General features: G+C 42.7%; 9 protein-coding genes. All 9 read right to left on the reverse strand.

Going from position 1 to position 13,271, the window contains the following annotated elements; all coding sequences use genetic code 11:
• Positions 1-108 precede the first annotated feature (108 nt).
• The 9 genes from HGJ98_RS01805 to HGJ98_RS01845 all read right to left on the reverse strand — a co-directional run bounded on the left by HGJ98_RS01805 (position 109) and on the right by HGJ98_RS01845 (position 13,099).
• Positions 109-1,521, reverse strand: a complete 1,413-nt coding sequence (locus HGJ98_RS01805) for a trimethylamine methyltransferase family protein (protein WP_291349280.1) — start codon at positions 1,519-1,521, stop codon at positions 109-111.
• Positions 1,522-1,710: 189 nt separating this feature from the next.
• Positions 1,711-3,276, reverse strand: coding sequence for a BCCT family transporter (locus tag HGJ98_RS01810; RefSeq protein WP_291349281.1), 1,566 nt, complete (start codon positions 3,274-3,276; stop codon positions 1,711-1,713).
• A gap of 451 nt (positions 3,277-3,727) precedes the next feature.
• The gene (locus HGJ98_RS01815) at positions 3,728-5,548 is read right to left on the reverse strand and encodes a sigma 54-interacting transcriptional regulator (protein ID WP_291349282.1); all 1,821 of its coding nucleotides are present in this window, start codon (positions 5,546-5,548) and stop codon (positions 3,728-3,730) included.
• Positions 5,549-6,027: 479 nt separating this feature from the next.
• Complete coding sequence (locus tag HGJ98_RS01820; RefSeq protein WP_291349283.1) at positions 6,028-6,825, reverse strand: methyltetrahydrofolate cobalamin methyltransferase; 798 nt, start codon at positions 6,823-6,825, stop codon at positions 6,028-6,030.
• Positions 6,826-6,837: 12 nt separating this feature from the next.
• On the reverse strand, positions 6,838-8,799 hold the full coding sequence (locus tag HGJ98_RS01825) for a hydantoinase/oxoprolinase family protein (RefSeq protein ID WP_291349284.1): 1,962 nt from the start codon (positions 8,797-8,799) through the stop codon (positions 6,838-6,840).
• A 30-nt stretch (positions 8,800-8,829) separates the two neighbouring features.
• Positions 8,830-10,290, reverse strand: coding sequence for a trimethylamine methyltransferase family protein (locus HGJ98_RS01830; RefSeq protein WP_291349285.1), 1,461 nt, complete (start codon positions 10,288-10,290; stop codon positions 8,830-8,832).
• A 23-nt stretch (positions 10,291-10,313) separates the two neighbouring features.
• Positions 10,314-10,949: a B12-binding domain-containing protein gene (locus HGJ98_RS01835; protein WP_291349286.1), complete on the reverse strand. Its 636-nt coding sequence runs from the start codon at positions 10,947-10,949 to the stop codon at positions 10,314-10,316.
• 14 nt (positions 10,950-10,963) lie between these two features.
• On the reverse strand, positions 10,964-12,436 hold the full coding sequence (locus tag HGJ98_RS01840) for a trimethylamine methyltransferase family protein (RefSeq protein ID WP_291349287.1): 1,473 nt from the start codon (positions 12,434-12,436) through the stop codon (positions 10,964-10,966).
• A 27-nt stretch (positions 12,437-12,463) separates the two neighbouring features.
• Positions 12,464-13,099, reverse strand: a complete 636-nt coding sequence (locus tag HGJ98_RS01845) for a B12-binding domain-containing protein (protein WP_291349288.1) — start codon at positions 13,097-13,099, stop codon at positions 12,464-12,466.
• Positions 13,100-13,271: the final 172 nt, after the last annotated feature.

Below are 13,271 nucleotides of genomic sequence, written 5' to 3' on the forward strand. Positions count from 1 at the left end.
TTAATTGTAGTTTAATACAAGAAGCATTAGATTACAAGATTTTATTTTTGACACTCAGTCTTATAGGAGCTAAATTGTCTGTACCAGTAATCTTGATGCTGTCTAATCCTAAATTCCAGCCATTTCTTTTAGTTTCAGCTCAATTGACTTATCCAAATATGGGATCTCGTAATTGTCGATAATTTCATTGACACGTTTTTCAGCTTGGTTAATCATTGGCAAAGATCCGTTTAATCTCCATTGATCATAAGTCTCTCGATTCGAGAGGGTCGGCGGCCAAAACTCTGTACGGAAATTTTGATACGTATGGTCTGCTGTTAGATATTGGCCCCCCGGACCCACTTCATCAATCAGTTGTACCGCTAAATCTTCAGTCTCGATCTTAGTTCCTCTCAGAAAACGACGTACTATACTGCAAATTTCATCATCCACAATAAATTTTTCCAGAGAGACGGACATATAAGATTCCAAGATACCTGCTGCATGGAGAACAAAGTCCACTCCGGCCATTCCTGCAACCTGAAGGTTCATCATACTTTCATAGGAAGCTTGAAGATCTAATGTTTTACTGTCGGTCACACATCCTCCTGCTCTGCAGGGCAAACCGTAGGAGTGGGCAATTTGTACTGCCGAAGCAATGATCCAGGCTCCCTCAGGCGCCCCGATACTTAAAGACCCGTTTCGCATCTCTGTAATTGACGATGCTGAGCCATAAATCACCGGAGTTCCCTCACGAATAGTTTGAGCAAGGGTAATTCCTGCGAGTACTTCAGCATTTTGCAAGGCCAGCGTACCCGCCAGAGTAGTCGGTGAGGTTGCTCCGGCCATGCCTAAGGACGCAATAATTACCGGTTGTCCCGCTTCTGCATAAGCTATCAGGGCCCCGACCATTCGTTCATCCAACATCAGAGGAGTGATTGTGTTAATCAGGCTTATCATAACGGGTTGTTTCGGAATGCCGTTATCACTTTCAAAAAGCGTTGCAGCCATCCTCAATGAATCTTTAGCATGTTTCTCTCCAGTCGCGCTGCCCATAAATGGTTTATCCGAGTTAACCATGCAAGCATACAACATAACGTTATGCCTGTCTTGCTCAGGAATATCACTGGGCTCTACAAGCACACCACCAGAGATACCCATATTAGAACTTGAGCCGGAAAGCTTAGCAAGTTTAATAAAATCAGCAAAGGTTGCCTTGCGTTTCAATCCTGAAGCTAAAGTAACATAGGGTGCTCCGTATCCCGGAGCAAAAACAGGATCTCCAGCACCAACTATAATGCTATTCTTAGGATTTCTGGCATAAATGCTGAACTGTCGGGGGGCTTTAGCTATAGCTTCTATGACCAGTTTAGGTGGGAAGTAGACTCGTTCTCCATCTACTTTAGCTCCGGCAGCTTGTAAAACTTCTCTAGCATAGGCATGATCAATATTAACTCCGGTACGTTCCAATATTTCCAGACTAGCTGCTTTTATTTTGTTAATTTCTTCAGGTACTAGTGTCAAAAGAGTTGGTTTTGTCAAAATCTTTCCCTCCCCTAAGCAATGCGATGGCTGACGTCTATTCGTATAACCCATAATGAAGGGCAGTTAATCCATGACTGGGATAACCAATGATAAAATTTAATTGAGAAACAAAGACCTCACACTTTTTTCGATGCAGGCCTTTGCTTCCCAAAGATTCAGTTCCCTCCAATGAAGGTATTTATTCTATTATCCTCTTGCTGCTTCCCTATTTGCTATAGGAGCATCCTTTGTTAAGTTTTTTTGGGGTGCAAATTCTTCGTTAAAAGACTTAAACATACAATAAATAATCCCACAAATTATCAGCATAAATGGAAAGGCCGACAAAATTGACGATGCCTTCAACGCGGCAATCCCGCCGGATGCTACCAATGCTGCTGTCACAGCTCCTACAATCATTCCCCAGAATACTCTTAATCCGGCATCCGGTTCAAGATCGCCACCGGAAGAGTACATTCCAATACAGAAGGTAGCAGAGTCAGCCGATGTAATAAAGAAAGTAGCAATTAAGGCTGTTGCCACTATGGCGAATACATGGCCGCCGGAGATATTACTTAATGTAATAAACAAAGCGCTGGTCATATCTTTGCTGACAGCCTCACCAATTCCCCCCGCTCCAAAGAGGTCAATATGAATAGCCGTTGAACCAAAAATTCCAAGCCACAGAATACTTAACATTACCGGGGCAATTAACACACCAAGAACGAATTCTCTTACAGTACGCCCTTTCGAAATTCTGGCAATAAATCCACCGACAAATGGGCCCCAAGATATCCACCAGGCCCAATAGAATACAGTCCAGCCTCCTACCCAATCGTAGCCGGCTTGCTTTGCATATACTCCATTAGGATCGGCATAAAAGCTTAACCAAGCAATATTTTGCAGATAATCACCGGTTGCTGATACAATGGAATTTAAAATATACAAGGTAGGACCGGCAACTAACAAGAATACCATCATAATTCCCATGAGGGACATGTTAATATTGCTTAGCCATAAAATTCCTCTTTTAATCCCTGTTACTGCTGAAATTATAAACAAGCATGTAACAATCCCAATGATCACAACTGTTATAGTATTATTTACAGATATACCGGCCAGATAATTTAATCCCCCGTTAATCTGCATAGCGCCAAAACCTAAAGAAGTTGCCACACCGGCGATAGAAGCTATGACCGCGAAGACGTCAATTGCTTTAGCCCATCCGCCATCCAAATTATTTCTTCCTAAAACCGGTTCAAAAATTGAACTGATTCTAGCCGGCAGACCTTTTCTAAATCCAGCATAAGCAAGGGCCATACCGGTTATCGCATATACCGACCAGGGATGCAGTCCCCAGTGAAAAATGGTTTGTCTTAAAGACCATTGAGCAGTCGCAACTGTATTCGGTTCTCCTACCGGAGGAGCAGCCAAATACGACATGGGTTCAGCAATGCTCCAGAAAATCAAACCAATCCCCATTGCGGCACTGAACAGCATAGCAAACCAGCTAAAAGTAGAATATTCAGGTTCATCATCGTCTTTGCCCAATTTGATTTTTCCATACTTACCGAAAGCAAGGATAAAACAGACAAGAACAAAAATGCTTACAAGCAAGAGGTATAACCATCCGAAAGTAGTATTAATAAAGTTCAAAGCTCCGTTAATAGCTTTTCCCGCAGCTTCCGGCATTGAAGCCATCCAAACGATAAAAACTAAACAGATTAAAGCAGAAGGATAAAATACTTTCTTGTCTAATTTTTTTAGAAAATCCACTAAATAACCTCCTTTTTAATTTTGTAGTTAAAAAGATGCTTAACCTCCTTTCATTCTAACACTACAATTCATCGAATTGTGATTTAAAAAATTATATTTTCTGAATTTTAAGTATATTGCAATAAGTATGCCAAACTTGCAAATTATGGTTTAATCTCATTATTTTTTAGGGCTAATTCTTTTATGTGAATCCTTTTATGCTTAAAGAATCCTGTAAAAATCAGTAGTTTTCGGCTAAAGGGCTCAAAGTTTCGAAAAATACCAAAGTGAATAATTCTTAAAATATATCCGATAAATTAGAAAAGCTTTTTAGACAGACTAAATTAATCATGTCCAAAAAGCTTTTCTATCCAAAAAGTTGTCTCATTATAAGAACGCAAAAAGTAATGCCTTCTCTAAAACCTTTACAGTTCAAGTCTTATAGGGTTTCTCAATTTAGGATTAGCTTTTTCTATTTGGGAATTTTAGTATCAAGCCCCAAGTCTTTTATCTTTCTGTAAAAAGTAGATCTACTCATACCTAGACTATCGGCGGCTTTTTCTTTAGCTTGACGAGTATTACCGAACTTTTTCAACGCAGATTTTATCGCGTTTTTTTCTATTTCAGCTAGTGTTAATTGATCATCTCCCGTTGATAAACTGGCATTATCCTCGAAATGATCGTTTACTCGGGAAGACAAAAAAGTACTGTCGATAACATTTTTGGTGGCAATATTTACTGCGTACTCAACGGCATTTTCCAGTTCTCTGACATTCCCCAGCCAAGGGTAGGCAAGCATTTTTCTTTGTACCTCTTGTGTAAACCCAGTTATTTGTTTCCCTAATATTAGATTATACTTATCTAAAAAATGATGGAGAAGAAGCACTAAATCTTCTTTCCTTTCGCGCAACGGGGGAACATAAAAAGGAATGACACTTAACCTATAAAAGAGATCACTTCTAAACAATTTTTCTTCGATCATTTCTTCAAGATTACGATTTGTTGCAGCGATAATCCGGACATCGATCCATACTGGTTTTACTCCTCCAATCCGTTCAATTTTGACTTCTTGGAGTACCCGTAACAACTTCACCTGAAGATGCATTGGCATGTCGCCAATCTCATCGAGAAATATTGTACCACCATTCGCCAGTTCGAATTTCCCTGGTTTACCTCCTCGACTAGCTCCAGTAAATGCTCCCTCTTCATACCCAAAAAGTTCACTCTCTAAGAGGGTTTCTGGAATAGCCCCACAGTTTATGGCGATAAATGGACCGTTTTTGCGATGGCTTTCTTCGTGAATGGCCCTGGCAAATAACTCTTTACCGGTTCCGCTTTCGCCAGTAATCAAGATTGTCGAGTCAGTCCCAGCAACGAGCTGCATTTTTTGTTTTAGCATGATCATAGTTTTACTAGTCCCTAATATCCCATCGAGAGAATATTTACGCTCTTCTCTGCGCATCTCGCGGATACTTCGAATCGAAATAACCAGACCGATAATTTCCAGATCCTTTTTGATGGGGGTAATGGTACTAATAAAAAGGCAAGTTTCTTCCTTGCTTTTATACTTAATCTCTTGTTCGACGTATTGTTGTCCAAATTTAAGAACTTTAGGAACAGAAAACTCTGGAAAAATATCATTTATATGTTGCCCGCAGGCTTGCTGGGCAGAAATACTCAATAACTTTTCGGCAGACTTATTAATATGGGTTATATCGCCGACATGGTCAATAGTCACTAGTCCCTCGACAATAGAGTTAATGACTGCACTGAATTGGTTTGCCATTAAGGAAAGGAGGTTGTTCATTTCATTCACGTCAATTTTGCTGCTTGTTAAGGCTGCAAGTTTCGTTAAAAAGTTTTGCAATTTGTCACGGTTAGCAAGCAACTCATTTTTTTCCACTTCATCGAAAGCAAAAATTGAAATTGTGCCAATAACATTTCCGTCCAATATTATGGGAGAAAGTATTGCAGCTTTGATTTTGCAGATGATTTTTTGCTTACAATCTTTGCACATATTGTGATTAAGAGGCTCATCATCTAAAACAAAATTACTGCCATTATTAATGATTTGAGCTGTTATAGATTCTTTCCCATAAATAAACCCAATTTCGCTCTGATATTTTCCGGTCCCTGCAATGACTTCTAAGTTGTTATCAATGATTACTACTGCAAATTCTATCACCGCAGCAATAACTTCTGCTATTTGTTGGACATAGGATTGGTATGTTTTCAATTCTGACATGAAGGGTGAACATAGTTTATCCCTAGTAGCCTTAATAACCTCACCCATGACAACATTTCCTCCTTTTACTCAAAATGAGTAGGTCCAGAAACTTATAATGCAATAGCTATGCCATCTATATAGTTTGCTTGAGACCTGTATTTGAGCGGTCTCTTTGTCCATCTACAATAAAATCATCTCATTTTCGGACGAAGATTCCCACGTAGTATCCAAAACGGCTGTATTCCTGTCAATCTCATAATGAAATTATGCTATCCTATTTTGAGATATTATCGTCCTATTTTGGGATTTTCCTCATGTAGCCATGGATGACGAGAAGGCAAACTATAAAGAAAACTTGGCTGGCGCCAAGCCGTAGGCGCAGGCGGCCGCCTTAGTTGCGCTTATGCTTCAGAAAGTATGAACAAGAGTTATACTTTCTGTCTAGTACAAAAAAATCAGCCCCGGTGCTTCCTGGGGCTGATTCCTTCAATATTTCGAAATAAACACGACAACTATTTAGACCACAATAGCCCCATAAGATCATTCTATTCGTACAACCCTTTACGATGCTCAGTCAAATACTGCATACAGAAAGAATCTTGTCCCAATAAAGCTTGCGAGGCATAAACAAAGCCCATCATGGATTTATCGAGAGGGTCTAAAATATAGGCATCCATGCCTGCAACCATTGTCTGGATCATGAAAGCTTGATTCAAGATCTTTCGGTTAGGTAACCCATAAGAAATGTTACTAAGACCGCAAGCGGCGTGAACTCGAGGATATTCTTGGCGAATGAAACGAACAGTATCAAGTACATCATTACCACAATTATCCCCGGTACTGATGGGTGTGACAAGCGGATCTAAATAAATATCATCTTCTGGAACTCCAGCTGCGGTAAGATCTCCAACTAACTTTCTTACAATTGCAATCCGTTGCTCTGCAGAGGTTGGAACTCCGGTATCATCCATACACAAAGCAACAACTTTAGCCTTGTATTTTAGAACTAAAGGCAACACTGTGGCATAGCGTTCTTTCTCAGCCGTAATGGAATTAACCATGGGTTGACCATTTTTCACAGCTGCCAGTCCGGCCTCCATAGCCTCTGTCCTGGGCGTATCAATACACAGCGGTGCGGAAACGACTTCCTGAATCGTACGAACGAGCCATTCCATCGTCTCAACCTCATCATGTACCATAGTACCGCAGTTGACATCAACATAATGAGCCCCTGACTCGACTTGCTTTTTCGCCAGCTCCTGAATAAAAGCGACGTCCCTTTGTTCAACAGCTGGTTTAACGGCTTTTCTGCTGGTATTTATAAGTTCTCCAATGATTAACATGTTTCTCCTCCCTTACTCCTCCCAACTGGGATGACCAATGGCCGTGACCTCAATACGCGTCTCCAGAAAGACAACATCATCCCCTCCAGATGTATGGCTAACTACCTCTTCTTTCTCGACTAGCAACTTAGGATCAACCACTCCTGCCCGTTGTGCTCTCTCAAGAGCAGCTTCCTTTGCTTTGGCCAACGCATCCCTTTCGGCCTCATCCAGATACAAGAAAGCTTCCCGTTTCCAAGGAGCATGGACGACATACCCCCCGGCTACTCCAGGTTTAATCAAGATACGAATAAGTTCCGCGACCTGACCAGCGGCAGCCCCCACCGCGTTCGCTACTTCGGCATGCATCGGTATTAAAACCGGGGTATTCAAGTTTCTCCCTACTGTTGGAAGATAGCCTGAAACCGGAGCTCCTAAAGCAACAATCGGATAATCCAGGGTAATCTCCGACTTGAATCCGCGCTTGTGGGTTCCATTTAATAGAGATCTTAAGAGAAATGCAACGCTCGTCTCTGCGCTAAGATTAATTCTTAACCCCTCTCGGTAGGCAAAGCTCTGTAAAATCGTCATGCAAAGTGCGGCGTGAATCTCACTCAAGACGTTCTCTACAAATTTGTCCAGTTCTAATCCCAATCGATGCGCTAGAATTCTGGCTCCTTCCTGAGCCGCTGCAACGTTATAATCCGTAAAGGTATTAAGGACATGCAGTAAATCCGTGGGGGTAAAGGAAATCCTTCCTATTACCTGAGCCTGCTCTAAGTTTTTTAATGGCAATAAGTTGGGATCTCGTCCAACGTTTTCTGCAAGGGCAATAATATTATGAGCACCCTCTTCAAGAGCGTTTACTATTTTCCATTCGGTTTCATTCCACTGATCATTATTAATTGGTTTTTTGACCAACATAAAGCAATCAACGGGCTGGGCATCGATTATCTGTCTGCTGGGATCTACCCTTTTCAATTCTTCAATTAGATTAGGATACTTGTTCGCTATGACAGACAAGGGCCAGACCCTCTTCGGGCCAATGATTAGTTTTCGATCCTTAGAAACTTGAATATAACTGTCTCCACCCAGTCCAAATGTACTGATTTCTGCAGCTTCAACCCGGGTTTTCCATCCTCCAACGGTTGCTCCTTCACGGTTCATCCGGGGGCGCCCATTTTCTAGGATAGCTATATCAGTGGTCGTCCCGCCCATATCTAAGGCCAGAGCAGATTCGGTCCCGGTTAGAAATACGGCTCCAACAATACTGGCCGCGGGCCCAGAAAGTATCGTTTCAATAGGCTTCTCTCGAGTCATGGTTTCACTCATCAGTGAGCCATCCCCTTTAACAATCATCAAAGGGCATGTAATGTTCCTTTCCTTAAGAACAGCTCTTACTGCCGCAAGAAGTTCCGCAATGATCGGTAATAGTCTGGCATTTAGGCAAGCCGTAACTGTCCGCTCATGAAAACCAAGAGCAGTTGTGAGTTGGTGGGCGCAGACAATCGGCACATCCCACAGCTCTTGGATTAGTCCTTGAGCAGTCTGTTCATGCTCTGGATTTCGAATACTAAGATAACCGGAAATGGCAATAGTATCTACTTGTCCGCGCATTTCTGTTACTGCTTTTCGAATAGCCTCCAGATCGAGTTCCGTAACGGGTATCCCCTTAATATCATGTCCGCCTCTAACCACAAATACCTGCTGAGCAGGGAGGTCGCCGGTTGACTCATGCCCAATTAGAATTAAGCCAACCCGACAACCTCGACCCTCAACAATGGCATTCGTTGCTAATGTCGTTGACAGAGATACGAGCTGAACTTGACGTGGATCTAATTCAACCATAGTTTCGATACAGTTTCGAATTCCTATGGATAAATCCTCACGTGTCGTAAATGCCTTGGCCTTTTCCTTTACTTCCTTGCTGTCTAAATCAAGCAGCACTCCATCTGTAAAGGTTCCGCCAGTATCAATCCCTAGTATTAAGGGCATTTTCTGTCACTCCATTTCTGAACCACTTTACTACTTAGCGATACTTTGTTCAGACCGTTCAACAATCGCTCTGATTTTTTGTTGTACGTCCTTCGGGAGTGGATCAGGTTCATAATTTTCAATAATATCCTTGACTTTTTCATTGGCACGTTGGAACAAAGTTTTTGAACCATTTTCCATCCAGGACTCATAACGTTGACGATCAATCAAGCTTGGATAATACGTCTCAGTTTTAAAATGTTTCATAGTATGATCTTCGCAGAGGAAATGTCCTCCGGGACCAATTTTATGGATAAGATCTAAAGCAAGGGTCTCATCATTCACTTCGATACCACGAACTAATCGACGAGCCATCCCAATTACATCATTGTTAATCGTCAGAAATTCTAACGATGACGTGGAACCATATTCGATGTATCCGACATCATGATTTAGGTTAGGACCGGAAAGAGCAGTCATAGCAATAGACATTGCGGCCTCAATGCCTGCCTGTTCATCCACTAAATTAGAGTCAGAGCAGCCAGCCGTGCCAAACATCGGTAATTTTAAGTAATGGGCCATATCCGCTAACGAAGACATCAGAAGATTAAATTCCGGCGAACCATAGCTGAAAATGGTACTGGACATATCCATAATGGTAAAGACACCGCCCATAATAAAGGGCGAACCTTCTCTGGTGGATTGGTTAATAACTAATCCGCTTAAAGATTCCGCTAACCCTTGGGTTAGTACGCCAGCCATTGTCGCCGGTACTGTTCCACCAGCCATCACGCAAGGAGTATAAACAACGGGCAGACCTTTTCTCGCAGCCAGAATTAATTTGGAAGCTGCCTCCCAGGCATGCTGCAAGGGTGAAATTGGCTCTGCATAAAGGGTCATAAATGGATTACGCCGTAACTCCTCTACACCGCCTGCAATTATTTCACACATCTCAATAATATCGGCAAAACCATAAATATCATGGGCTGTCGTAACAATCGGCTTACTGGTATTAAGGACTTGAGCCTCGAACTGATGGCGGTCTGAGATAAGAAGGGGAACATCCTGAACAATACCTAAGGACATGACAAAGTCCAGATTTTCTAGGGTATCAATAACCTTACACGCATTACTGACGGACTCTTTGGTGGAACGCTGGCGCTTTCCAGTGTAGGGATCAATGGTAAACGGAGTATCGGAACCGGTACCAAAATAAGCGTTGTACCCCTCTAAGCGCACATCCCTGGAGCCGGTACGGCTATTACAAAGCGTGACCCGTTTAGGCACAGATCTTAGGGCTTTGTTCACTACCGCTGAAGGGATACGAACCAGGATACCGTCTACCCAACAACCAGCCTTCTTTAAGATATCGCGGGCTTCCTCATCATATACAGTCACACCCGTACGTTCTAGAACCTCTTGAGCGGCTAGAAGTATTTCTTCACACTGGCTGGGGGAAAGAATCCTGAACATAGGACTAGTATTTTCTACGTAATTGCTTCTTACAGGCATTGTCATCCTCCTTTCTAAACTTATTAAGCTAGAAGTTTCTTGCAAAGATCCGCGGCAGAGCCTGCATCCGGGGCAAACCCATCAGCGCCAATTTCATCAGCAAAGTCCTGTGATATGGGGGCCCCGCCAATGATTACTTTTACTTTATCTCGCAGGCCCTCTTCTTTCAGAAGTTCAATGGTGTCTTTCATGGCCAGCATAGTTGTCGTGAGAAGAGCGGACATTCCAATAACTCCAGGCTGATGCTCTTTTACCGCTTGCAAGAACTTTTCCGGTCCTGCATCCACCCCGACATTAATGACCGTATACCCGGCACTCTCCAGCATCATGCTGACTAAGTTCTTGCCAATATCATGCAGGTCTCCTTTGACTGTTCCAATGACCACTTTACCCGCTGAAGGGATATCTTCAGTTAAAATTAAAGGTTTAACGAGCTGCATTCCAGCATCCATGGCCCGTGCCGACATTAGGACTTCCGGTACATACATTTGACCGGACTTAAATCGTGCTCCGACGACACTCATCCCCGGTATTAACCCTTGGTTGATAATGTCAACAGGATTATCCCCAGCTCCGATAGCCTGTTGAGTGAGGGATTTTACTCGGTCTAATTGACCACTAATGATGCTTTGAGAAAGTTCTTCATAGTAATTTGACATTAGTTGTCTACCTCCTATTGTTTATTTGCTTCCCGTGCTTCGGCTCTATCGACAATGGCTTGAATTTCTCTTAAAACATGGTCGGGTTTTGGCTCGGGTTTATGATTATTGATAATGTCTTGGGTTTTTTCTTTGACACGCTGACCCATGGTTTTAGATCCTTCTGCCTTCCAGCCATCATATCTAAGTCTGTTGATAAGGGATGACGACCAAAATTCACGGAAATGGGCCATCGTATGATCTTCAGCTAAGTAGTGGCCTCCCGGACCAACTTTATTGATGACATCAAGCGCTAAGTGTTCATCGTCAACCTTAACACCCTCTAAAATTCGTTTCACCATGCCAATGATTTCATCGTCCATGGTCATAAGTTCTAAGGATGATGTTGCACCATACTCCATATAACTGCAGTCGTGAATAAGATTTGCGCCGCTTAAGCCTGCGACCAAGATCGAAAATGCAGCTTCGAGTCCCATCTGGGTATCAATGACTTTGGAATCTGTACAACCACCTGTGCTGAACATTGGTATTTTCATATAGCGAGCGACTGCCGTTAATCCGGCGGAAAGCAAGCTTAATTCTGCGGCACCGTAGGACAGAATAGTACTTGACATATCCATTGTGGAAATTAATCCACCCATTACAAAGCCTGAACCTTTACGTACTAATTGACCCGCCACCAGTCCGACCAAGGAATCAGCAACAGCGATCACGAGAGTTGCTGCCATGGTTGCAGGAGCCACACCTCCTGCAAAGGTACAGGGGGTATAAACAATGGGGATATTGTTCTTGGCTGCAAAGATTGCTTTATCAATAGCCTCAGCTGAATGTCTTAAAGGAGGGCTGGACTCTGAGTAAAGGAGAATAAATGGATTCTTTTGCAGGGCTTCTAGTCCGCCTGCCACAACTGCAGCCATATCAATGATGTCCTGATACTGATCAATACCGAAACCCCAGTGGATTATGGGTTTGTTCGTGTTTTCCAGCATAGCTTGAAAGGCATGTACATCAGATAACGTAGGGGTTACATCCATGACTGTTCCGCAATCCATGGCATAGGAGATATTAGGCAAGGCATCGATGACTTTTGCAGCCCGTACCGTATCGGACTTCCTGGGACGACGTCGTTCTCCTGTAAATGGGTCAATGGTGTAGGTATTCGTGGGACCTGGACCATAGTAAACGTTTTGCCCTTCCAAGAACAAGGTTCTTTCACCCTTTTGATTCGAAATAACAATTCGTGAAGGTGCACTGCGAATCGCCCATTCGACTAGGTGCGACGGGAAACGCACTATGTTTCCGTCAACCCAGCATCCTCCTTTTTTGAAAATCTCTAAAGCCTCTTCACTGTGTATCTCCGCACCTGTTCGCTCCAGCACCTCGAGGGCACCATTCAAGATATTTTCACATTGGTCATCACTTAACATTTTCAATTGTGGTGTTGCGTTAACTTGATAGTTGGCCCTTACGTATTGGCTTTTTGACAAAGTCACACACTCTCCTTCCTTAAACTATTAGGCTAGAAGTTTCTTGCAAAGATCCGCGGCAGAGCCTGCATCCGGGGCAAACCCATCGGCGCCAATTTCATCGGCGAAATCCTGAGATATGGGGGCACCGCCAATGATTACTTTTACTCTATCCCGCAGGCCCTCTTCTTTAAGAAGTTCAATAGTATCCTTCATGGCCAGCATGGTTGTTGTTAACAGGGCGGACATTCCGATGACTCCCGGCTGATGTTCTTTTACCGCATGTAAGAACTTTTCTGGTCCTGCATCCACTCCGACATTAATGACCGTATACCCGGCACTCTCCAGCATCATGCTGACTAAGTTCTTACCAATATCATGGAGGTCTCCTTTGACTGTTCCAATGACCACTTTACCGGCTGAAGGGATATCTTCACTTAAAATTAAAGGTTTAACGAGCTGCATTCCAGCATCCATGGCCCGTGCCGACATTAGGACTTCCGGTACATACATTTGACCGGACTTAAACCGTGCTCCCACGACACTCATCCCTGGTATTAATCCTTGGTTGATAATATCAACAGGATTATCCCCAGCTCCAATAGCCTGTTGAGTGAGGGATTTTACTCGGTCTAATTGACCACTAATAATGCTTTGAGAAAGTTCTTCATAATTATTTGGCATTTCTTTTTCTACCTCCCCTGTTTAATTAATTGCGCTTGTTTGTTATGTTTGACTATTGCAAAAATTGTGCCAATTAGTAAAATACGAATAATCTCGGTTATTAGCCTGTCAAGGGTTATAAGCAAAATGTAATAATCTTAATTTGAGATTTTCATATTGCTAAAATTCTAAA

Origin of the sequence: Desulfosporosinus sp. (genome assembly GCF_014237355.1) — a bacterium.
In the GTDB taxonomy this organism is placed as follows: domain Bacteria; phylum Bacillota; class Desulfitobacteriia; order Desulfitobacteriales; family Desulfitobacteriaceae; genus Desulfosporosinus.